Genomic DNA, 24,457 nt, shown 5'->3' on the forward strand with positions numbered 1-24,457 from the left:
TTGCCAGATAAGAAGAACTAAAGCAAATAATTATGACAACAATGGACTGTGCTTTTATTACTACATCTCCACATCCCAAACCCCAGCACTTTTCTCCAACTCCACGAGAGCCGTACTGTAATTAAACAGCGTTTCTATATACTGAGCCTGTACATCATCATACGTTCGTTGGGCATCCAGCACTTCCAGCAGGGAAACTTCGCCACGGTTATAGCTATACACTTTCCCATCGATCACTTCGCGGGCGGCATGGAGCATCCCCTTCTCGTAATGGCCGACCTGTTCGGTTAGCGACCGGTAACTGCGGTAGGCCTGCATCACTTCATTTTGTACCTGCAATAAAGCCTGCTGATATTGCGTCTCCGCCTGTTGCTCACGGAAACGGGCAGCACGAACGGCTCCCTTATTAAAGTTCGAGAACTTCAGGGGAACAGCAATCCCCGCCGTCACCCCGGTAAAAGGAGGAGCCGGAGCCTCTTCGTTATGTACCCGGGCATTCTTACTGACAGCGATGGAAAGATCCACATCCGTATTCCGTTCCCGACGTGCCACCTTCAAAGCACGGGATGCCACCTCTTTATTCTTCAGCGCAGCCACCAGGTCGGCACGGTTGACCGAAGCAGTAGAAATCAGGTCGGCAAGCACAAAATCACGGGGTGACAAATGCAGGGAAGCTTCCGGAACATATAAAGTATCCTGTGCAACCGCCCCGGTCAGCAAGTTCAGGTTGGAAAACGCATTATGCAGATCCGTTTCCGCCTGCAACAGCTCGTTCTTCAAAATACCGGCTTCCAACCGGCTTTGTATGGCATCGATCTCCATGATCTTTCCCAACGCGAAACGGACACTGTCGCTCTCAGCAAGCTGGCGAATATTATCGTACGCATTCTGCTTTACCTTATATAATTCATATTGTTTCAACGCTTCCAGATAAGAGATCGTTGCATCCGCACGCAGGTTACGGAAATAATCAGCTAGCAACGCCTTCGACAGTTCGCTTTCACTCCGCGCCAGGGCGATATTCGCCCCACGTTTCCCGAAAGAAAAGGTCTTGCTCAACTCTACTTCCACCCCTTCTCCCATCTGCAGGTTGTTGTTCTCGTTATTGAAATAAGAGACAGAGAGATTAGGATCGTTGAATACTTTCGAAGCAACCACTTCGGCATCCGAAACATCCACATTCAGGCGTTCGGCCGCATATTCCAGGTTACCTTCCGTCACTTTCTGCATATAACTGCGATAGGATAAAGGAATCATTTGTTGCGCCCCGGCGGAAAGGCATCCGCAAAGCAGGCACATTGTAATATATTGTCGCATATCTTCTATTCTTTTTATCTATACTTTCTAATCTTTTGCTTCAGGAGATACCACCTCTTCATCCAGGTAATGCTTTTCCACCAGATAATACAAGGCAGGAAGCACATACAGGGTAATAACAGTCGCAAACAGCAAGCCATACACAATGACGGTTGCCAGCGGACGCTGTACATCGGAACCAATACCCGTACTCAAAGAGGCCGGCAGCAAACCGAGCACGGCCACCGTTGCCGTCATCAGGATCGGGCGGAAACGGTGTTTCGCGCCTGTTATGATAGACTGCTTGAAACCGCGGTCACGACTGCGCAGGTTATTAATATGCGAGATCATGATCACCCCGTTCTGGATCGCCACACCGATCAAAGCAATAAAGCCGACGGCAGAAGACACATTCAGCGTCATACCCCGGACATTCAAGGCCAGCATACCACCGAAAAGAGCCAACGGAACGACACACATCATCAAGGCAGCCTGACGGAATTTACCACAGGCGGCAAACAACAGCAGCAACATAATACCCAACGCCAGGGGAACCACTGCCGCCAGACGGTTATAGGCACGGTGCTGGTTCTCGAACTGTCCCGCCCATTGCAGGTGAACGGTATCATGGTTATAGTTCACTTCCTTATCGATCAGCCGGTTGGCCTTATTCAGAAACTCAGTCAGGTCTACGCCGCGCAGGTTGATATGGATGGTCAGATGGCGCCTGTTCATCTCGCGGGAGATGGTACTGGCTCCGGTCGTCATCTTCACCTCTGCCACCTGCGAGAGGGGTATCTTTGCTCCTGCCCCATTCGTAAGCAACAGGTTACCGATACTTTCGGGCGAGTTACGGCTGGCGTCGTCGAAACGGCAGATCACATCATAACTTTTACTTCCGACGAATATCTGCGAGATCGCCTTCCCACCGATTGCCAACTCGATCATATCGGCTACATCGGAGAAGTTAAGGCCATACTGCGCGATACGGTCGCGGTCGGCGATGATCTGCAACTGCGGAAGCGGCGGTTCCTGGTCGATAGCGACATCGGCAGCTCCGGGGATCGTACGCAACACATTCACCACCTTATCGGCGATATGGCGGGTATCGGTGATATCATCGCCATATACCTTTATGGCCAGGTCGCTGTGTGCACCGGCTATCTGATCCATTACCATGTCGATGATCGGCTGCGAGAAACTGACGGTATAACCCGGCATAGCCGAAAGCTTTTCCGACATTTCCTCGATCAGGTCGGCCTTTGTCTTACCGAACTTCCAAGTATCGTAAGGTTTCAAACCAACTCCGCATTCGATATGGGAAAGGGAGAAAGCTTCAGCTCCCTCATCGTCACGCCCGACCTGGGTCATTACATAGGAGACTTCTTCAAACTGTTTCACTGCTTTACGCAGCTCGGCTCCCATCTCCTTCGACTTCTCTATGGAGATACCCGGCGGCAACTGCACCTGTATCCAGATCGCTCCCTCGTCGAGCGGCGGCAGGAAGTCTTTTCCTACCGTATAACTCAGCACACCGGCAGCCACCAGGATCACAAGCAACGGCATCAACACACGCTTAGGTTTGTCCAACAGAGCAATGATCTGTTTATGGTAGATATCCCCCAACTTCTCCAGCCAGCGGTTGTGATAAATCTTGCGCGGCTTGCGGTAGGCATAGAAAGCCAACCCCGGAATCAGGAACAAGGCAACGGCCAGGGCACCCAGCAAAGCATAACCTACGGTATAAGCCATCGGGGTAAAAAGTTTCTTCTCGATATGCTCGAAAGCGAACAAGGGAAGATAGGCAGTGATAATAATCAAGGTAGAGAAGAAGATCGGGCGAGCCACTTCGGTTGTACGCCGCAGGATAGACTCTTCGGTCAGCAACTCGTCCGGATGCCGTTCTCGCTTCTTGAGGACAGTTTCCATCATCACGATCGCCCCGTCTACCAGAATACCGAAGTCGATCGCTCCCAGCGAAAGCAGGTTAGCCGGAATATCGGTCAGCTGCATCAGGATAAAAGCAATCAACAGGGATAACGGGATGGTGAGCGCCACCAGCAATGCACCGCGCCAGTTGCCCAGGAACAGGATCAGCACCAGCACGACCAGCACCATTCCTTCGAACAGGGTGTGGGAAACGGTATGCAAAGTGGTATCCACCAGATTGGTACGATCCATAAAGACATGCAGATGGGTTCCTTTGGGTAACGTCTCGTTATTCAGTTCGTCTACCGCCCGGTGTACCCCTTCGAGCACCTGCGAAGGATTCTCCCCGCGCAGCATCTGCACGATACCTTCCACACCGTCGGAATAGTCGCGCACACCGTCGAAGAAGCCTAATACGCCTTTCCGTTCCAGGTTACCGTATTTCAGCGTCCCCAGATCGTCGAGGTAGACAGGTATGCCGTTCTCGGTCTTGATAACGATGCGCCCCAGATCCTTCAGGTCTTTCACAAGGCCGATACCGCGAATCACATAGCTCAGGTCGCCACGGCTCAACATACTGCCGCCGGCGTTTACATTGTTCTTTTCGATCTTTTCGGTGATATCGCCCAATGTAACGTTATATTGTTCCATCTTATGCGGGTTCACCTCTATCTGGTATTGGGTGGTGATACCGCCGAAGTTGCTGACATCGGCAACGCCTGTTACCTGCTTCAGACGGGGAATGACGACCCACTTATGCAGGTCGGTCAGTTCGCGTATATCGAGTTGGTCGCTTTCCAGTACATAACGGAAGATCTCACCGGTAGGCGAAGTCAACGGGTTAAGTCCCGGCACGGCATCATAAGGCAATTCTACGTCCACCAGACGTTCCTGTACCCGCTGGCGAGCCCAGTAATCGTCGATGCCGTCATCGAAAACCAATACGACTGTCGAAAGGCCGAAAGTATTTTTGCTTCGCATCACGTTCAGTCCCGGCATACCGTTCATCGCCCTTTCGATAGGGATGCTTATCTGTTGCTCGATCTCCTCTGCTGCCAGGCCGGGCACTTGCGTTACGACCTGTACGGTGGTATCGGCGATATCCGGATAAGCGTCGATCGCCAGTTTCGTCCATGAATAGTATCCTACTACGGCAAGAAACAGGAATAGCACGAACATCAGTCCCCGCCGATGTATCGCAGTATAAATTATCTTTTTCATAGCGTTTACCGGGCATCAAGTAAATAAAACGCTCCGGTAGTCACGATCGTATCGCCGGGAGTAAGGCCGGAAAGGATTACCGTCTTACCACCTTCACTGACGGAAGTCGATACCTTTTGTTTCCGGTAGCCATTGTTACCCAACGACACCAGCACGTAAGCACTCTCTTCTTCCTGAAGGATCGCAGAGTCCGGGATACGGATCATTTCAGCGCTACGGTCGCACAACCGGACGGTTCCGTACATGGCCGGTTTCATCAGGTGCTCGCTATTATTGCATTCGATCAGCACTTCCACCGAACGGGTATCTTCGTCCAGCATCTCGCTGATATGGTAGATCTTTCCGGGAAGGGGCCGGTCGGGCATAGCCACCAGACGTATCTCCACACTATCCAGCGACTGGATCATTCCCATATCCTTTTCCTTTACATGGGCGGCGACCCACACCTTGTCGAGATTAGCGATAACGGCTACCGGCTCGGCATCCTCGCGGATATACTGGCCGATCACGATACGGTCGGTCACTATCTCCCCGGCTATCGGCGAACGGACAATCAACGGCTGACCCAGTACCAGTTCCTCAGGATCGATCTGAAATACTTTCAAGGCGGCGACAGCGTTCTCGTAATCCTTCTTCTTCAGTTCGTAATTCACTTCGGCTTCTTCCAGCTCTTTCTGTACACCTACTTTGTTCTGCAACAGGTCTTTTTCGCGTTTCAGGCTTTTCAAAGCCAGCTCCATCTCCTGCTTAGCCTGGTAATAACCTTTCCCCGTCTCAAAGAAGGAAGGGGAACTGATCTCAAAGACCGGACTCCCCGGCATCACCTTCTGTCCCAACCGCACGAACGATTTGGAGATACGCCCGGCAAACGGAGAAGCGATCTCCGCATAATCGGAAGGAATAGCCCTGACTACCCCCGAGGTGGTAAACTCCGGACGGTAAGCTTCCTTTTTCACTACGTCTGTTTTCAACCGGGATAAGATCGACGATTTATCCCCTATTTGTATCGTGTCGCCCCGCAAAGTTACGGCAATAGCAACCTCATCGTCCTGCTTGTTTGAGTTGCAGGAACATAATACCATTGCCGGGAGCAATAGCATAAGTAATTGTTTCATATTGTTGTTATATTGTATTAAATAATTCTGTTTTCGTTACGAATAGATTATTTAATACAAAGGCGGGGCACGCAGACTGAGATTGCGTACGAGACGTACAGAGGTTATATACCGGTGTTCCTGAATAAACACGGAGAGAAGTACCCAGGCTGTCGCCAATGCAAAGAAGAAGGCGGCCGCTTCCACCAGCAGATCGTCCAGTTCCTGTATCGTATTGAAAGCAGACGAACTATGTGAATGATGCGGCAATCCGTCCGCACCCGGCAGGAACGGATGGGAGTGGGTAATCGAATAGGTCGGGAAATAATGGGTATGAGTGAACGCAGTGCCCCCTACATAGTAGCTCACAAAGAGAACTACCAGCAGATATTTTGCTATGGCATTGCAGATAGATTTCACACGCTCCCGATTTTGTCGCAAAGGTATTTATTTATTTTGATTATACTTTTACAAAACTGTAACGATTATATTATTATTTCTTGCTTTTCATTTGGTGCGCATTATTTTTATCCATTAATTTGCAAGACTTAAACAAACACTTGTATGAAAAGGACTATACTTCTTTTTGCAGCTGTGGCCTGTATGGCCGTATCCTCGCTGCCGGCACAGGATGCCGCTGTAAACAAAATCATTGAGACCGGACGTACCGATAATCGTGTAATGAACCATCTGGATATCCTGACCAACCGTTTCGGTGGCCGTCCTATCGGCTCCGATGCGTATGATAACGCAACGGAATGGGTAGCCTCCAAGTTCAAAGAATGGGGACTGGAAGTAGAATTGCAGGAAGCCGGAACACTTCCGGTTGGTTTCAACCGCGGCCCGTGGTTTGGTAAGCTACTCGGGGAGCAGGGAATGGAACTGCACTTCGTCACCCCTTCCTACACTTCCGGCACAAAAGGCCTGCAACGGGGACATGTACTACTGGAACCCCGCACACAAGATGAGTTCGACCGCATCAAAGGCCAGCTGAAAGGTGCCTGGGTCTTGGTGAACGGAACGAATGTAGGATGGCCGATCGACCGCTCCGCTGCTGGCGACTCTATTCGTAAAGGCATCATTGCCGAAAACAACGAAACAGCCCAAAAGAACCGTGAGATCATGACGGGTAACTGGGAAAACAAGACAAACAATCCCCTGCTACCGTTAAAAGAAGATATCCCGGCCCTGTTCTATAAAGAAATGTGCGAAGCCGGCGTGCTGGGTTTCATCCAGTCCGCCCCTGTCCCACTGCGTGCACTCTACGACAAAAGCGTCGTATTCAATCCGGATATGACAATCGAGACATTACCGACCGTACCCGACATCAAACTGGATGAACACCAGTACGCCACCATCAAACAGATGGTAAAAGAGCGCCGTTCCTTCATGCTTGAATTCGATATACGCAACCATTTCCGTATGGGCCCGGTGAAATATTATAATGTAATCGGTTCTATCAAAGGAAGCAAATATCCCGGCGAATACGTTATGCTTAGCGGGCACCTCGACTCTTTCGATGTCGGCACCGGCGGAGTCGATGACGGCTCAGGCATTACTCCCGTTATGGAAGCTGCCCGTCTGATCACCACCTCCGGAGCCAAGCCCAAGCGTACCATGTTATTCTGTGCCTTTGCCGGTGAGGAATTTGGTTTGCTCGGAGCAACAGCCTGGGTGAAAGGTAATCCGAAGAAACTGGATAAGATAGCCAACCTCTTTAACCGCGACGGCGGCCCAACACCTCCGGTGGGTATCAGCGTACCGAAAGCAATGTATGATGATTTCGTTAAGATTTGTGCCCCTATCCAAAAGGTCAATCCTGAATATCCGTTTGAAGTGAAGGAATCCGCTCCCCGCCGTCAACCCAAAACACCGGGTGGCACGGATGCTTCCGTTTTCGCTATCGAAGGTGTACCGACTATCGGCTTTATGGAAAAGGATATAAAAGGGTATAACTTCAGTTACGACGAGATCTGGCATACCGAACGCGACCTCTACACCAAGAGTATCCCCGAATATCAGGAACATGCCGCTACCGTCATGGCTATTGTCGGCCTGGGCGTTGCCAACCTGGATCATCAGCTATCCCGCGAAGGGCTCTATCAGAAAGAAGAATAAGGTTTGATCAGCAAGCCATAAGAATCAAATAAGGCAGACGCCCCTGGGCATCTGCCTTATCTCTTTTACGGTTGTAAACTTTTTTCGATACATGCACCCGGTTATGACTTACCGGACGTCCGTGATTCTCGATTTCCGCTTCGCGGCTACCTTTACGGTTGGCCTTGATGTACTCGTCCAGCGGAGAGACTTTCTTTTTCTTCTTCATAGCTGTACTATTTAATTACGGCTACAAAGATACAATTATTTTTCCGGATATTGTCTTTTCGGATTTTTCGGGAACCAACCTTTCAGCACGCGTTCTTCCTGTTCAAACACTTCTTTGATCGTCCAGAACGAAGAAAAGGCAAATACACCGCAGATCGCCGAGACAAAAACGCTCTCGATCAGTAAAGAGGCAACCGTTCCTGCAATCCCCAGAATAAGGAAAATCCACCAACATTTGGTTCCCCAATAATATTCAGCCTTCACAACTACCGGATGGAACAACCCGATTATCAGAAAAGTAGCGATCCCAATCAATAGACCGTCAAAATTTATCATATCCATAATATTGTATTGTTTTATATAAAACAGTTTGATCTGTCCCAACAAAGATACAAAAATCAACCGTCATTCCTCATAAAATATATCTATCCGGATATAAAGCATACAGATACAAAAAAAAGATCAGCTAACAGATTACCGCATCACAAAAGAACTAAATATCAAGAAAAAGGCTGTATCAGCCGGAACCAAAGTCCTTTTGATACAGCCTTTCGTATTAGTCAGCTTCCTTTCGGAAGGAGCGAAAAACCGTTACTGAACGATAACCTTTTGTGTTTGTACTCCGTTAGCATTACTTAATCTGACAATATAAACGCCTGCCGAAACAGCCATCTGTTTCTTTTCAGACAGTTTACCCTGCCAGATCACACGACCGGTCATATCGGAAACAAGAACCTGTATAGTCATCGCGGGTTCCAGAACGATAGAACCATCCTGTGCATATACGCGGGGTTCCGCTCAGGATATCTTCTACCCCTGTCGGAACAGATACGGTAATTTTGCAGGTAGCAGTGAAACCGCCGTCATTGGTTGTTGCCGTAATTGTTGCAGTTCCGGCTTTCAGAGCTTTTACATTTCCTTTTGTATCTACGGAAACAATATCCGGGGCACTGCTACTCCAACTAACTCCTGTATCTGTTGCATCAGCAGGAGCAACAGTTGCCTTCAGGGCTAACGTTTCATTTACGGCCAATGTTTTGCTGGTCGGCTCCAGAGTAATACCTGTTACATCTACTGTTGAAGGACCTGGCTCAGGATCAGTGCCGGTACCCGGATTATTCCATGTAAAGGAAACTGCAACTTCCACATTACCTTCTACTGGTACTATATATTCTGCCCCGCTCTGGTAAGCACTTCCGCCAATGGTTGCCGATGGCTTATAATTAGCAGCTGTCGCAACATAGGTAACAATCAGTTTATCACCTTTAGTAACACTGGCTCCAGCCACAACCTCACTACCATTCAACGTCATAGTAACAGTTCCCTTTTCCGGATTTGTTATATTGACATTCAAAGTACGCAAAGTTACGCCGGTAGCTTCGTTGACTGTTACCTTCGTAGTCAACTCTCCGCTTTCCTTATAATTGGCATTGGCTGGAACGAACTTAGCTTTCTGGTTGCCTGTTTCTGTCATCAGAACAGTCGGGTCGATCCATACGAACGAACCGTCTACATCAGCCGTACCGGAAAGAACGGACTGTGCCAAAGACTGTCCTTTCAAGACTGAAGTTGCAGCAGTAACACTGGCTGTAACCTGTTTTTGAGCAATTGTGAAGGAACCGGCCTTCTGATCGATCACTGCACTATAAAGATTATCTGCCGGACGGCTTACATAAATACCGTATGTGCCGGCATTGATCGGAGTAGAAGTGGCAACACCGTCTTGTTTGAAGGTGATTAACCAGTTATCTGTTACCGTACCGCTTTTAATTGCAGGTACTCCGGTTCCATAAATAGTTCCGTCATAGATTACATTGCCTAAACCATCCAATCCGGGGAATGCCGGAGAAGACTTTGCTGCAAAAGTAGCAGAAACAGTAGTGCTTCCCTCTGCCAATGTCAGTGTTGCTTCCGTATCTGTTTGGTCGCTAAGCGTACCATTGGTGACAGACCAAGTTACTTTAGCAGCATGTGTGGCATCCGGGGTAGCTACCAAACGGATCTTTTGTCCTGCATACAAGGTTGTACCGGAAGAAAGCACAGCGCTACCATTCAAGACAGCCAAAGAACCGCCGTTTACGGTGAATTTCACATTCGGGCTTGTACTGCGGGTTTGCAAACCACCCCAGTCAAGAGTTACTTCTGCCGGCTTCGTACCTTTGCCGGTAAGGATAGAGAATGTTGACTTCTTAAAGTTTTTACTTGTCGGGGTAAAGATAGCATTGTGAATAGGAGCGTCATTTCCTACACTTCCATTTTCCCAAGCATAACTTCCTAAATCCGAATTTGGATTACTCTCTAAATTACCACTACTAGCCGTTGGTATAGCAACCCCTTTCATATCGGCAGCCAGGATAACAAGTCCACCTTCGATTTCCTGCGACACTGCGGCATATACATCATCAGCATCACGGGTAATGGTTACCTTGTATGCTTTTTTATTATAGCCGGCTGCATCCTGGGGAACAGCATCATATGTCACAGTAAATCCACCGATACCTGCCGGAATTGTCTTTACAACGAATTCTTTCTTATTTCCATCGTAAACAAATGTTTGCGACGTCTTATCGATAACGATCGTTGCTAATTGACGCATAACGGCTTTAACTTCTGTCTTAGCTGTTACAGTAAAGCTTCCACCGTCAGCTATCTCCTTGCCGTTAACGACTAAAGAAAGCAGCTTGTAACCATCATTAGGCTTAACGCTGGCTGTAAGTGTTGTACCATATGGAACCTTATCCAAACTATCAGAACCTGTACCGCTGATCGTGATAGTCGCATTCGTATTCTCTTCTGTTGACACAACAAATGTTTGTTTTTCGAAAGCAGCCGTGATAGAAGCAGCAGCAGTTACTGTTATTTTACCACCGGAAATTGAAGTACCATTATTCTTTATACCATCGCTTGTCAACTTATATCCCAGATCAGGAACAGCCAGCACACTGATTACCGTACCTGTTTCAACCGATGTACCGGCATTGATCGCATTACCATCCTTATCATACAACAGGATCTTACCATTCTGAACAGCAGGAACCGATACGACAAACTCATCTGCTGGCTTTTCCGTAAATGATCCAGTAATCGTAAAAGGTTTGTCTACCGTAACAACGCCATTGCTTATCACTTTGCTGTCAGAGCAAGTCAGTGAACCGATATAATCGGTAGCCGGTATCACCTGTACGGCCAGTTCGGAGCCTTGTGGTACGGAAATAGTATTCGAACTTCCGGTATAAGCTGTCCCATTCACTGATACACTACCGTTGGCACCGGCTGCAATCGTAACCGTATGCATAATCGCTTCAAAGGTAGTAGTAACCACTTTGTCTTCAGTGACATTCAGGGTTGTTTCAGCACCGGCTTTCGTTTTATAATTTACATCCGGATGATAAACGAGAGTCAATGTACTACCTTTCAGATAACGGTTGGCTGCATTCGCCTCTTTTATTTCCACACTACCGTTCTCACATTTACCGGTAGTAACTGTATAATATTGCTTAATTGCATTCTTACCGGAGAAAGTATAAGAAGTCTTTGCCGGAGAATAACCAGACAAGTCATTAGGAGTAAAGACCACCGAATAAGTTTGCTCACCTTCGGCAGCAACAGTTTTCGGGTCTTCCCAGGCAAAAGTTCCGGCAATCTCTTTTCCATCTGCCGTTGCTTTACCTCCGCTCAGAACAGAAGCGGAAAGCGTCTGTCCGGCTTCGATGGTAGAAGCAGTCAGCTTAGAGTTGTCGATTGTCGGAGCGTACGTCTTCTTCACTGCTTTATAATCACCACCTTCAGCTTTTGTGATAACCAATACCGGAAGGTCGTTTCCTGCCAGGCTTTCATTCGTCACCAACCAGGCATCGCTACATTTTATTGCAATCGCTTTGCCGGTAAGAGTCGGTTTTTCAGTAGCGTTCAACGCTGTCAAGACAGCTTCATTAGTTACTGCCGAAGCATCGATCGTCCCTTTATCCATCGAAAGCCATGCATCGGCAACACCATCGGCACTTTGGGTATGGCTATATACATATTTACTGTTCGTCATATGGATATAATCGGCAAAGCAATCGGTGTAAGTGTTTGCGCTGGCAATAGCCGTTTCGTTAAAGTTGCTAACAGCAGGTAGAACAACTTGACCATTTTCTTTTTTATCTAATGTATACCCGTCAGCCATGATAATAGCTGTAGCAGTCCATTTCTTATCCGATGTTGTCCCTTTGAACATCGTGAAAGTATTACCGGTTAGCTTATATTCGGGTGCTGTTGCGGTAGGAAACAGGACAATGCCGTTAACTACCCACTCTTCGGCATGTCCGGCCTGTATGCTTCCTACGAAATCACAGGTCGTGATCGTTACTTTTTTTCCGATTACGCTTACTGCGTTCTTTTGCCAGTATTTTGTACCGGTGCTTACAGTCTCAATTTTCAGATTGTTCAGAGCGACATCCTCTGCTTCAATACAGATATTTCCCTTGATGATTGCTTTATTGTAAACATTGGAGGTTATTGTAACTGCTTTATTGATATTTAAAGATTCATCTGAGAAATCATAGGTTACACCATCCTTCAATGAAATAGCAGTCACACTTTCCCGTGAAAGCAATGTTTTCAACTCGCTGGCCGGTATAAAGTAATCCGATTGCGGTTTGCCGGTTTGTACTGCCGTTCCGCAATCAGTCAATGTCGGAAGTGTTGTCTCGCTTAACGTCCATCCTTTATTTGAGTCGAAAAGAGTCGGCAGGTCGAAACTGACCAGGATTGTACCGTCTTCTTTGTCTATACCCTCGGCTGTTACGATAGTAGATTGGCTGTCTATGGAAAGTTCTATTCCTACATAAGCATAATTTCCTGAGAGAGTTGTTTGTCCTTCATTCTTTCCGAAGATACGGTGCACGGCTTTCTTAGAAAAAGATTTATTTCCTGAAACAGAAATAGTTCCATTCAAAGCGGCACAATTCTCTATTTTTGAACCTGCTTTATTTATGCCATATCCAACAATTCCTCCTGCCCATACTTCACTACCTGCGTTGGTTGTGTTGGGTAAAGAAACCGAAATATCACCGGTTGCATAACAGTTTTTAACGACAGAGTTCTGTGATATAGTGCCACTAATACCTCCTGCTATACCCCATGCCTCTTCAGTGCGGTTGGAAGAGGATGTAATAGTACCCGTAGAGTAGCAATCCAATATCTGAACTTCATAGGAAACATGTCCTACAATACCCCCCGTATAAGGTGTTTGACCTCCGGTAGATGTCATATTTCCGGTAGAATAGCAATTCTGTACTTTTACCGATTCTGCACGTCCGAGAATACCACCGGATAATACTCCATTGGTAGTTTGTGTAGTGGTACAGGTAGAAGTCATATTTCCGGAAGAAGAACAATTAATAACACCAGGATAATCCGGGTCACTTGATTTTTTCCCTCCGGCGTACACTTCCCCGGCAATACCTCCGGCAACTGCCGAATTTTCAGAACCTTTAGCATTCGCCGTTGTTGGTGAAATACTAACGGAAATGGAAGCAGCGGAATGGCAATTCTCAATTGTTCCTGCAAAAGCAGCCTTCTTATTCTCCTGAGTGATTCCCTGGGCTAAAGCGACAATACCTCCGGCAAAGGCCTCTTTATTACCACTAAGTTCGATTGAAGATGTACCTGCAATAGTTACATTCTTAACAACTGCATCATTCAATATATAACCGAATAATCCTCCGATAACTTTTTCTTGTTCATTATTTGAAGTAATCGATATCTTCATATTGGATATAGTTTTACCATTTCCATCGAATGTTCCTTTGAAACCTTTTTCGAAAGAATTACCTATCGGTGTCCATTCGTGAGCGGCCAAATCAATATCATTATTCAAAATGATTGTTTTTCCCTCGAAGCTATTACCGGACTCTCCATTCACCTGGCTGGCTATCCAGGCTAGTTGTCCGGCGGAAGTAATAGTATATGTATCGCCGCTTGGCGTTACTTCTTCCGCATGGGTACTCCAATTATCTGTTTCTGCATGGAGCAACCCTATATTTGCCGTTAATCCTATAATTACGGCAAACAATGTGAGTATATTTTTCTTCATTGTTTTCAAATTGTTTGATTTTAATACTAGTGAAATTAAACCTTGTTGTAGTCTTTTCTTTCTTACTTCATCGGCTATATATATTTAGGCTCCATCAGTTCCCGGAGTGGATGGTTATAAAAATAAAAGAGGCGTAGGAACTGTTGAATATATCTTATAGTGAGGCCTTCGACTGCCCTAGATAGTGATATAAACAACAGCCCACGCCCTTTTATCTTGTCTATACGCATGGCTAGCATGAGTGTACATAACAAGGAAAGGTACGTGAGCGTTCAGTTGTCTATTATCCACTATCTATGAAAGTGTCGAAGTTTCACTATAAGGATAATATCTTTAAACGCTTCTCGTAATCAATAAGATGCACAACCATGTATCGCTATACTAGTGTGCAGGGGCAAAAGTAGAGAGAACCGCCTGAATATGCAAACAAAAGTGAAACTATTTTATATATCCATTGAAAACAAGGAAGTGATGGTATAATCATTGATTTAACCAAACAATAGAATAAACAGGTGTATTTATCAGAAAAAGTAAACCGATAATATTTACTATATATATTTTGAAAAAACAACTATCACACTATCACGATTCTACTTTATACCATAATAATCAATGTTTACATAAGTGATGGTTACTGTTTTCAACTATCACTCATCTATCACCAACTATCACTTATCTTGTCCTGAAAAACAATACATGCCTGTCTTATTACACAAAGTACACTACTAATTATCAGATATATAGTTATAAATACCGCTTGACACCCGGGTATCAACCACCCTGACACCCGGGTGTGAGCATCGTCAACATGGGGGTGTAAAACAGGTTGAAATGCGGGTTTTAGAAACAATTAGTAAGTATTTTGATGAAAAAAACTTACCTATTCAGTGTAAATATATAAGGGGAAAGATGAATATGCAGATGGAAAGAATCTCCTTTTAACGGTGTTTTTGGGAGATAAAAACGCTGTCAATAAGTTAATATACAGTTAAAACAAGGCATTTTGTGATAGTTAGTGATAGATGAGTGATAGTTGAAAACAGTAACCATCACTTATGTAAACATTGATTATTACAGCGTAAAACAAATTCGTGATAGTATGATAGTTAATTTGCCGAAACAATATAGTAAGCAGGCTTATATCCATAAAAAAAGCATCCCTTGCGGAATGCTTTTTTATATGCATTTAAATATTTGATAAATATCTAACTTATTGTGCTTGTGCAGGTTCTTCAGCCGGAGCTTCTTCTGTAGCAGCAGCCGGTTGCTGAGCTGTACCGAAGTTAGGCGCTACCGTATTCGGATCGATTGTAACAGCTTCGTTTACCTGTTGTTTGATTTCAGATTGAACAGTTGTTGTTGCTCTGGGGATGAATGCAGTAATAACGATACTACAAACAATAACGAAACCTGCCAGGCCCCAAGTTGCTTTTTCAAGGAAATCTGTGGTCTTACGTACACCCATAATTTGGTTAGAAGAAGAGAACCCCGAAGCCAGACCTCCACCCTTTGAGTTCTGGATCAATACTATCAGGATCAATAGTAATGACGCAATCAGGATCAAAATAGAAATAAATACGTACATCTTTGTTTTATTTTTTAGTGTTAATAATCAATTTTTCCAAAAATCTTATTTGGTCTGCAAAGTAAGCATTTTTTTCCGGATAATTCAAATATAAGTTTTTAATAATTTGCAGAGCTTTCTCATATCGCTTCTGTTTAACATAAATATGGGCTAATGTCTCGGTAAAATAAGAATCATCTTCCAGAGAACGAGACTGTTCCTCCTCCTCCGGCTTCAAAGGCGAAACCGGGTTGTCTTCACCCGGCTCCAGGTTAATACCCAGGCCACTGCCCGGCGCCCGCTGTTCGTCATTCTTAATGAAAGAATCGATCAGATCGTGGTGCTGCAATTTAACGGACGGATCTTCTTCCTCCGTTTCGGAATCCTTTGTCAGCGACCAGTAGATATAATCCGACGAAACGGATGGCTGGAATAATAATGTAGAATCTGTTGCCTGTTGCTCCCCTTCACTTTCACGGTCGGCAAGGAAGGCTTCAATCAGAGAAAAGGCGTCGGCTGTTTCTGTTTCTTCGCCCGACGCAGTTTTAAGATGCATACCGTAACGTTCCCCTTCTATCAATGTAAATAACTTTTTCCTGTCTGGTATATAGACAGCCATTTTCCTCAATTCGGCGGCAAAACGCATATCGTTCAATACAGCCAGATTCTTCAGGTAAAGCATCCGGGCTATATGGAAATAAGGATATTCGTCCACTATCTGCTTTAGTTGAGGAAGGGTTTCCTTCGTCAGCAGAGAGGGATCTTCTATCAGTTGATATAAATCTGCCGCTTTCATTTTTTACCAGTTCGCTACTGTTGCATTATAAATCTGATCGACTATTTCCTCTATAATGAGCGGACATAACTCCGGTTCTACATCCTGAAGCATTCGTGTTGCGTCAAACTCCTGATAAGCGGAGAATGTCTGTTCAAAATCTTCATCCGGGTTCGTACGGTTCGAGTAACGCACACGTACCGTGATCGTCAGCTTCGTTTGCGAAGACCAGGCATCTTCCTTGACTGCCATCGGCGTCAACTGATAACCTGTTATCTCACCTTCCAGCTCCAGGTCGCCATTATCGTTGACCAGCTGGAGACGTGTCTGACGAATATATATATCCTTCAGTGCTTCGGTAAACTCCTGCGATAACTGCGGGTAAACCAAAGGTGCCTGGTTAGGAAAATCCTTGATCGTGATGGTCTTTACCTTTGTATAGTCGATAGAAGCTCCATTGAACTTATAGGAGATGGAGCAAGCAGTCAGCACGACTCCTATCAGCAGGCAAAGCCAGATCACATTTTTTTTCAACATATTATTCCAAATTATATTCTTTAATCTTCCTGTAAAGCGTACGTTCTGATATCTTCAGGTCGGCGGCGGCATTCTTACGGCGGCCGTTATGCTTTTCGAGTGCTTTACGGATCATTTCTTTCTCTACCTCTTCCAACGACAAGGTTTCCTCCTCTTCCACCGCTTCCACTTCCTGTATGGAAGAGGTATGAACCGGATGAATAGGATGTGCATAGGTTGTCTCTTCGGCAACCGGCATCTGCATCTTTCCTCCCATTATGTCGTGGACAAGCTTCTTCAGCTCGTTCACATCTTTCTTCATATCGAAAAGAACCTGATAAAGGATTTCACGTTCGCTGTTGAAGAATTTCTGGTCGTTATCCTGCTGCTTGACCAGCACCGGATATTTTTCCATATTCAAGTCAGGAAGATACAAACGCAAAACATCAGCTGTTATATCACGGTTTTCTTCAATGACAGAGATACGCTCTGTTATATTCTTCAGTTCACGGACGTTACCCGGCCAGCGGTATGCAGTGAGCAACTGGCGGGCTTCATCATCCAGACGGATCGACGGCATACGGTATTTCTCCGCACAGTCGCCCGCAAATTTACGGAACAGAAGGATAATATCATCCGGGCGTTCACGCAAAGGCGGAATCTGGATGGGAACCGTATTCAAACGATAATACAAGTCCTCGCGAAACTTTCCATCGGCCACGGCCTGTATCAGATTCACATTTGTTGCAGCCACGATCCGCACATTCGTTTTCAGCACTTTGGAAGAACCGACCTTAATGAACTCCCCCGTTTCAAGCACACGCAGCAAACGGGCTTGGGTTGGTATAGGCAACTCCCCCACTTCATCCAGGAAGATTGTTCCGCCGTCGGCCACTTCAAAATAACCTTTCCGGTCGGCCAATGCCCCCGTAAAAGAGCCTTTTTCGTGTCCGAACAATTCGGAGTCGATCGTTCCTTCAGGAATGGCACCGCAGTTTACGGCTATATATTGTCCGTGTTTACGCGGACTGTTCTGATGTATAATCTGTGGAAATGTTTCTTTACCGACACCACTCTCACCGGTTATCAGGACAGACAAATCTGTCGGAGCCACCTGGAGAGCCACATCGATAGCCCTATTCAGGCCAGGGCTATTTCCTATAATTCCAAAACGTTGCTTTATTTGCTGGACGTCTAGCTTTATCATCATATCTGTTGAATATCTGTAATTATTTCAGTTTGTCTGCCAAAATTACAAATCTTAATTCAAATTCCAGCTATCCGAAGTAGATTCTATCGGCGGTTTCTCATTTTTTAGCACCATACGTCCTGTTGAACAGGAATTCTGCAAGCGCAGTATCGTCGGTAAACTTCTTTATTTCCTCCGGTGAGATCGGTTTCCCGATATAGACATCGACCGTTTTACCTCTTTTGTTAAATGCTTCCGCCGGAATACGCAGTGTACGGATCTTCCAGCTTATATTCCCTAACCAGTAAAAGAAACGGGAATTAAGGAAATCAAAATAAACCGGATAAACTGGTACATTCGCCTTCTTTATCAAACGGATCACGCTATGCGTCCAGGGTAAATCATGGATTTCTTTATCTTCCTTATTATAAAAAGAGATGGCTCCTGCAGGGAAAAAGCCCATAGGATGGCCTTCTTTCAGGCGCTGAAGTGAATAACGGACACCGTTTATATTAGCCGGATTCGGCCCGTTGCCTGTTGAATCGGGCATGACCGATACAAAATTATCCTTCATGGCTCCGATCTTTGTCAGGATACCATTTACCATTACTTTGAAGTCGGGACGACGGGATGCCATGATGTCGATCAGCATAATGCCGTCCACCGAACCGATCGGATGGTTGGAGATGGTGATAAATGCTCCTTCCGGTAAGTGATCCAATACCTCTGCGTTGTGCAGATTATACCTGATATCGATCAACGGATCACTTAATAACGCAGATGTAAAAGCCGACCCGCGCAAATGGCAATTGTTGGCATGTACCCTGTTTACTTTATCTACCCCCAATCCTTTAATTAATAATTTGCCAAGGAAGGTGCCTATACGGCTTTTGAAGAACGGGGCAGCTTCCTGCAAATCATTAATGTCTACTACGCTCTTTTTCATACTTTTTTATTCTATAAACGATGCGCACATCTTTTCGTGCTTTCGCATAGCCAGCAATAAAACAATGTTCAATACTATTATTTCATACAGGAAATAAATCCAGACTTCTCCTATCAACACAACGATAAACATAACAATCGTACGTCCGTTGAATGTGAGTAGGTCTATATAACGCATTAACTCACGGCTTTGTTTACGGAAAGCGACCCGCACGTTTTCTGGAATATCATCCCCATATTTAGCGTGCAGGCTTTGCAACATACGCTGCAAAGCGGGAGTTGCCTTCACCTGAAGTAAAGTATATCCTCTGTAAAGAAAGTAAAATGTCTTATTAATACCGAGCTTCATCTCTTTATGGCGGGCTATCACCTGTTCCAGCGATTGGAACTCGGCTCCTTTATCCTTGCTGATAAAATAAAGATGAAGTGTTTTGTAATAGTCGGTAATATTAGCCTGTACCAAGTGGGACAGCCCTGATAAAACGGCCAAAGCGAAGAACCAGTGGGTTCCGTAATCGTGTGACAGGCGCAGGGCGAAACCTACATAAATAGATGCGAACCATATATCACCGGCAAAGCCGTCAAGTATTCGTCCGATAGCGGACTTTATACCGGTCAGGCGGGCCAGCTGCCCATCCACGCAATCGAGGATATTGGCAAATACCAATAACAATATACCGCAAATATTATAGACCAGATTATCATGGTAAAACATAAAACCTACGGCCGCTCCAACAAAGATAGAAATTACCGTTACCATATTCGGGGTAATTCCTGTACCACGCAACATACGAGCTATACGGAAACCGATCGGACGGTAGAATGCCCGGTCGACAACATTTTCTGTTTCTATCGATTTCAGCGATGCTTCGTATTCCTTATCCAAATTACTCATCTATTTATTATTTATACGAATAACCGCCGTCTACAACGACCACTTCGCCATTAAAATAACTATTTTCAATTAACATCTTATATACTTCGGCCAACTCATCCGGATCGCAAAAGCGACCGAGAGAGACCTTATTCTCTATATTCCGGCGTATCTCCGCAGGTTTTGTTTTCTGCCATTCCGTATCCACAAATCCGGGAGCGACTGCATTCACACGCAGTTCGTAAGGGGTTAGGAACTTAACCAGATTCTTCACAAGGGCATGCACCGCACTCTTTGTCACCCCATAAACAAGAGAAACCGAGTGAGGTTGGATTCCCATCAGGGAGCCCGTAAAGACAACACTGCCTCCCTTATTTATCCGGCCAACGATACGTTGCAGGAAAAATACTGGAAAATGTATATTGGCAAAGAAGACCCGTTCCCAGTCTGCAAGCGACAGATCTTCAAAAGAGTCGCGACAGGTCAGGCCGGCATTAAAGACTACTGCGTCAAGCCGTAAATCTTTTGCCTGCAGATAAGTATATATTTTTTCTATGGATTCTTTATCCGTAACATCAGCCTGCAACACAAATACCTTGATCTGTAATTGCTGCTGCAACTCCTCACAGGCTTGTTCCGCGGCGTTCGCGTCTGAAGCATATGTAAGCACAAGGTTATACCCGGCTTTACCTAAACAGAAAGCCACCGCTTTACCTATACCTTTCGTTCCACCGGTAATTAAAGCATACTTTTCCATGAGTCGTTTTTATTCTTCTCCCTGGCCTTTTACAGTTGCGGGTTTAGCGTGTCGTTGATATTTCAGATTTTCTTCATAAGAGTCATGAATGGTTTTCTTCAGGTTGGAAGAAGAAACCCCTGTTCCGTACGGGAAATAAAAAACCTGTACACCCAGATCTTTCAGATAATCATATTTACCAAACCAGTCATCGCCCACAACAAAAGCATCGATATTCAGCTTCTTTACTATTTCCGTATGATCCAGCGTATGTTGCGGTATGACAATATCCGGAGTCTTCAACGCTTCGATGATCTGAAGACGTTCGTTGAACGGTATAATAGGGTTTGCCTTATAAGAAGAGACTAACTCGTCCGTACTCACGCCGACAATAAGGATATCAGCCAGACTACGGGCATAATTGATCATCCGCAGGTGATTATAATGGAACATATCAAACGTTCCTGAGGTATATACGATCGTTTTATCTTTAAACATAATTCATGTTGCAATTTGAAACCACAAACTTACGCAAACTTTTCCTATCAAAAAAAGATTGAAGTCAAAAAGCGTAAATTACTGTGAACAAACATCCGTATCGTCATCCTCCCTGGTAAGGTCGAGTTTTTCATTATCTCCGCCTTTATCAAAGTATTGCTTACGAAGCGGATTGGCTGTTGCTTCACGGAAAATCAACCGATTCCGGTAAATATCCAATGCGGCGTACAAAGCCTGGCGGAAAGACTCCTCAGAGGCTAAATTCTGCCCGGCAATATCATAAGCCGTTCCATGTGCAGGAGATGTACGTACAATAGACAGGCCGGCTGTATAGTTTACGCCATCGTCCATTGCCAGTGTCTTGAACGGAGCCAATCCCTGGTCGTGGTACATAGCCAGTACACCGTCAAACTTATCGTACATTTGCGAACCGAAAAATCCATCCGCTGCATAAGGGCCGAAAGACATGACACCTCTTTTCTCCGCCTCCTGCATAGCCGGAATAATGATCGTTTCTTCTTCCTTTCCCAGCAGGCCGTCGTCTCCGGCATGCGGATTCAATGACAAGACAGCGATACGCGGCTTAACGATTCCGAAATCCTGTTTGAGCGATTGATTGAATATGCGCAGTTTCGACACAATGTCCTCCACCGTTATTTTGGACGGTACTTCCGACAAAGGGATATGCCCGGTCACCAAAGCAACCCGCAAGTTATCCTTCATCAGGATCATCAGGGCTTTCCGCCCTACTCCGCCAAAACGTTCTTCCAGATATTCCGTATGTCCCGGAAAATGGAACTGGTCGTTCTGGATATTGTGCTTATTGATGGGAGCCGTCAGCAAAACGTCTACTGCACCACGTTTCAGATCAGCTACTGCTGCTTCCAATGACAGAAAAGCGGCTTCGCCAGCAATAGTCGTCGATTGTGCCAACTCTACTTTAGTTTCATCATCCACACAGTTAATGATATTCACGCGGTTTATACCGGCATCTTCAGCCTGAGAGATGATGTTCATATTCACAGGGGGCAATTCCAATGCTTTCCGGTGATAAGCTGCGATCTTTGACGATCCGTATATGATCGGAGTACAAAGTTCGGCAACCCTGGCATCCGAGAATGTTTTCAATATCACCTCATATCCGATGCCATTTATATCTCCGTGGGTAATGCCCACCTTTATCAATCGTTCTTCCATGTATTATGTTTGTTTATTTCTTACTTTCCGGAATATCCAGCTTTTCTTCTACCGATTTATCGAATTCGCCCGGCAGACGAAGTGTGTATAAAGCGGCTTCGATACGGCGGATAAAATTACGTTTATCTGTTTCAGGAGCAAATACAAAACCTTCGGCTACCACTACGCGGTTGTTCTTTTCGTCCAGACGGACATGGCTGACGAACGGCCCTCCCATCATATCGCCGACCATCTTCCACAAACCACGCATTTCACCGCAATATTTTCCGTTTACAGTGATCGGGGTATAAGTTACTTCAGCACGGGTTTCGGTGGCCATATGAGATTCAGGGAAAGCGCCCGGCAAATTCACCTTCAATACGGAATCACGTTTAGCTATCAGATATTCGGCTGTAAACGTATTCGGATCGGAATAAGGGAATGTATATACGATCAGATCCGTACGACCTGTATTGGCATTATTGGACGCCCAGAAGAAATCGGTCGTATCCCGGTAATAAGTCATGTTGGCAGGCGCATTCAGCATCAGGTCATATTTATCCTTCAGGTTTTCCATGACTACCGAACTGTAATCTTTCTGCAACTGTGCTATGGCGCGGTTCATTTCTACCTTTACAAAGAAATCGACCAATGCCCTCGGATGTTCTTGCACATATTCGAGAATAGCTTCCGGAGAAGGTGCATTCAACGTTACTACAACCTGTCCTTTTGCCCAACGGTCGTTTTCATAATTAACTGATACCTTTGTATAAATAGCTGGATCGACGTTTACAATCAAAATATTACGTACAAAAGTCAATAACCCGTCGAATTGCGAAGGATCTACATAAGTTATTTTTAATGCAGGTTCAGATTGAGGAAGGCCTGGGACATCAGATGTCAGTTCTTGCTTGATAGCCTTTCCCGAAGGGCCATCCCAGTTTGCTTTTTTCATTACGACAACAACCTCATAAGCGAGGCCTGTGGCCCGTTTTCCAACCGGCCCTGAGCTACATGCTCCCAGCAATACCAGAAACATCAAAAAGCTGATCAGTAAAGAAATCTTTTTCATACCCATTCGTTTTTAATACACAAATATAATTCTTTTCTATTAAATGACTTGTCTTCTATCCGTTTTGTTGCTTTTTAGCAGTGGATAACATTCCGCAAGCAGCAAAGATATCTTCCCCTCGTGAAGCCCTGATCGTACAGATTATCCCGGCATTATTCAGTGTATCACGAAACACCTCCATTCTTGCCAAATCCGAACTTTCCAGCGATACACCGGGAATAGCGTGAAAACGAATCAGGTTAACCCGGCAATCCAATGTATTCAATAAACAAATCAGAGCTTTAGCATGTTGCGGACTATCATTTAAATTTTTAAAAACTATATATTCGAAAGAGACACGACGTTGATGAGAAAAATCATATTCCTTGATCATATCGATGAGACTCTGCGCCGGATAAGCCTTTTCCACAGGCATCAGCGACAGTCTTTCTTCATGAAACGGAGAGTGGAGACTTACAGCCAGATGGCAGTCGCTTTCCTCCAGAAAACGTTTTAAGCCTTTTGCCACACCGATGGTCGAAACGGTTATTCTTTTAGGACTCCAGCCATAACCATAAGCAGAGGTCAGGATTTCAAGTACTTTAAAGAGTTCATCCACATTATCCAGCGGTTCCCCCATCCCCATAAAGACCAGGTTAGTCAAACGATCGGATTCGGGAAGTGATTGTATTTGATTCAATATCTGGTTGGCAGTAAGATTCTTAGTAAACCCCTGCTTGCCCGTCATACAGAACAGGCAATTCATTTTGCATCCCACCTGGGAAGATACACACAAAGTGGCACGATCGTCTGTTGGGATATAAACGGATTCGACAAAATTACCGGGGCCGGCTGCAAATAAATATTTTATCGTTCCGTCTACCGACTTCATACAGTCTATGGGAGGAACTGCTCCTACCTCGAAAGACTCTTCCAGTAATGTACGTTTAGCAGCCGCAATATTGGTCATTTCAGCAATAGAGGTAACTTTCTTCTTATACAGCCAGTCAGCTATCTGCATAGCAGCATAACCCGGCAAACCGGTCTCTGCAGCCACCTCCTTCAACTCGTTCAGCGTCATGCCCAACAATCGTCTTTTCTCTTGCATTGTTTTATTTATATAGCGATTAATCCGGCACAAAGATAAAAAAAGCTGCCGGACTTTTTGGAATAAGTCCGGCAGCTTTCT

General features: G+C 45.4%; 20 protein-coding genes. 1 reads left to right on the forward strand and 19 read right to left on the reverse strand.

Annotated elements, in window-relative coordinates; all coding sequences use genetic code 11:
* Positions 1-60 precede the first annotated feature (60 nt).
* From HMPREF1212_RS15805 to HMPREF1212_RS15820, 4 genes are read right to left on the reverse strand one after another with little or no spacing between them, the layout of a single operon-like run.
* Positions 61-1,317 (reverse strand): TolC family protein, encoded by a 1,257-nt coding sequence (locus tag HMPREF1212_RS15805; protein WP_052725016.1) that lies wholly within the window; start codon positions 1,315-1,317, stop codon positions 61-63.
* A 27-nt stretch (positions 1,318-1,344) separates the two neighbouring features.
* Entirely contained in the window at positions 1,345-4,446 is a 3,102-nt protein-coding gene (locus HMPREF1212_RS15810; protein ID WP_046149995.1) for an efflux RND transporter permease subunit, read from the reverse strand.
* A gap of 5 nt (positions 4,447-4,451) precedes the next feature.
* Entirely contained in the window at positions 4,452-5,561 is a 1,110-nt protein-coding gene (locus HMPREF1212_RS15815) for an efflux RND transporter periplasmic adaptor subunit (protein WP_046149996.1), read from the reverse strand.
* Between the two features lie 51 nt (positions 5,562-5,612).
* Positions 5,613-5,960 (reverse strand): hypothetical protein, encoded by a 348-nt coding sequence (locus HMPREF1212_RS15820; protein ID WP_028730569.1) that lies wholly within the window; start codon positions 5,958-5,960, stop codon positions 5,613-5,615.
* A 144-nt stretch (positions 5,961-6,104) separates the two neighbouring features.
* Between HMPREF1212_RS15820 and HMPREF1212_RS15825 the strand changes: the two genes are divergently transcribed.
* Entirely contained in the window at positions 6,105-7,658 is a 1,554-nt protein-coding gene (locus HMPREF1212_RS15825) for a M28 family metallopeptidase (protein WP_046149997.1), read from the forward strand.
* Positions 7,659-7,665: 7 nt separating this feature from the next.
* Here HMPREF1212_RS15825 and HMPREF1212_RS15830 read toward each other — a convergent pair whose 3' ends face one another.
* From HMPREF1212_RS15830 to rlmN, 15 genes are all read right to left on the reverse strand, one after another.
* Complete coding sequence (locus HMPREF1212_RS15830; protein ID WP_028730567.1) at positions 7,666-7,866, reverse strand: hypothetical protein; 201 nt, start codon at positions 7,864-7,866, stop codon at positions 7,666-7,668.
* A gap of 35 nt (positions 7,867-7,901) precedes the next feature.
* Positions 7,902-8,207 (reverse strand): DUF4491 family protein, encoded by a 306-nt coding sequence (locus tag HMPREF1212_RS15835; protein ID WP_028730566.1) that lies wholly within the window; start codon positions 8,205-8,207, stop codon positions 7,902-7,904.
* Positions 8,208-8,456: 249 nt separating this feature from the next.
* The gene (locus tag HMPREF1212_RS27575; RefSeq protein ID WP_082099899.1) at positions 8,457-8,612 is read right to left on the reverse strand and encodes a T9SS type A sorting domain-containing protein; all 156 of its coding nucleotides are present in this window, start codon (positions 8,610-8,612) and stop codon (positions 8,457-8,459) included.
* A complete protein-coding gene (locus HMPREF1212_RS15840; protein ID WP_046149998.1) occupies positions 8,557-13,944 on the reverse strand; it encodes an Ig-like domain-containing protein in 5,388 nt (1,795 codons plus the stop codon). Before HMPREF1212_RS15840 ends, HMPREF1212_RS27575 begins: the two co-directional genes overlap by 56 nt.
* Before the next feature lie 1,210 nt (positions 13,945-15,154).
* Positions 15,155-15,529, reverse strand: a complete 375-nt coding sequence (gene secG, locus HMPREF1212_RS15845; RefSeq protein ID WP_028730565.1) for a preprotein translocase subunit SecG — start codon at positions 15,527-15,529, stop codon at positions 15,155-15,157.
* A 7-nt stretch (positions 15,530-15,536) separates the two neighbouring features.
* Positions 15,537-16,304, reverse strand: coding sequence for a hypothetical protein (locus HMPREF1212_RS15850; protein WP_028730564.1), 768 nt, complete (start codon positions 16,302-16,304; stop codon positions 15,537-15,539).
* 3 nt (positions 16,305-16,307) lie between these two features.
* On the reverse strand, positions 16,308-16,820 hold the full coding sequence (locus HMPREF1212_RS15855; protein ID WP_028730563.1) for an LptE family protein: 513 nt from the start codon (positions 16,818-16,820) through the stop codon (positions 16,308-16,310).
* Between the two features lies 1 nt (position 16,821).
* Positions 16,822-18,006, reverse strand: a complete 1,185-nt coding sequence (locus HMPREF1212_RS15860; protein ID WP_028730562.1) for a sigma-54 interaction domain-containing protein — start codon at positions 18,004-18,006, stop codon at positions 16,822-16,824.
* A 100-nt stretch (positions 18,007-18,106) separates the two neighbouring features.
* On the reverse strand, positions 18,107-18,934 hold the full coding sequence (locus HMPREF1212_RS15865) for a lysophospholipid acyltransferase family protein (protein ID WP_046149999.1): 828 nt from the start codon (positions 18,932-18,934) through the stop codon (positions 18,107-18,109).
* 6 nt (positions 18,935-18,940) lie between these two features.
* Positions 18,941-19,828, reverse strand: coding sequence for a CDP-alcohol phosphatidyltransferase family protein (locus HMPREF1212_RS15870; protein ID WP_028730560.1), 888 nt, complete (start codon positions 19,826-19,828; stop codon positions 18,941-18,943).
* Between the two features lie 7 nt (positions 19,829-19,835).
* The gene (locus tag HMPREF1212_RS15875) at positions 19,836-20,564 is read right to left on the reverse strand and encodes an SDR family NAD(P)-dependent oxidoreductase (protein ID WP_046150000.1); all 729 of its coding nucleotides are present in this window, start codon (positions 20,562-20,564) and stop codon (positions 19,836-19,838) included.
* A 9-nt stretch (positions 20,565-20,573) separates the two neighbouring features.
* Positions 20,574-21,041 carry an FAD synthase family protein gene (locus HMPREF1212_RS15880; RefSeq protein ID WP_046150001.1) on the reverse strand — a complete coding sequence of 156 codons (468 nt, stop codon included), beginning with the start codon at positions 21,039-21,041 and terminating at the stop codon, positions 20,574-20,576.
* Between the two features lie 78 nt (positions 21,042-21,119).
* Positions 21,120-22,238, reverse strand: a complete 1,119-nt coding sequence (gene pdxA / locus HMPREF1212_RS15885) for a 4-hydroxythreonine-4-phosphate dehydrogenase PdxA (protein WP_046150002.1) — start codon at positions 22,236-22,238, stop codon at positions 21,120-21,122.
* A gap of 13 nt (positions 22,239-22,251) precedes the next feature.
* Complete coding sequence (locus tag HMPREF1212_RS15890) at positions 22,252-23,289, reverse strand: DUF4837 family protein (protein ID WP_028730556.1); 1,038 nt, start codon at positions 23,287-23,289, stop codon at positions 22,252-22,254.
* 55 nt (positions 23,290-23,344) lie between these two features.
* The gene (gene rlmN / locus HMPREF1212_RS15895) at positions 23,345-24,376 is read right to left on the reverse strand and encodes a dual-specificity RNA methyltransferase RlmN (RefSeq protein WP_046150003.1); all 1,032 of its coding nucleotides are present in this window, start codon (positions 24,374-24,376) and stop codon (positions 23,345-23,347) included.
* Positions 24,377-24,457 lie beyond the last annotated feature (81 nt).

The organism is Parabacteroides sp. HGS0025, assembly GCF_000969845.1.
Classification (GTDB): domain Bacteria; phylum Bacteroidota; class Bacteroidia; order Bacteroidales; family Tannerellaceae; genus Parabacteroides; species Parabacteroides gordonii.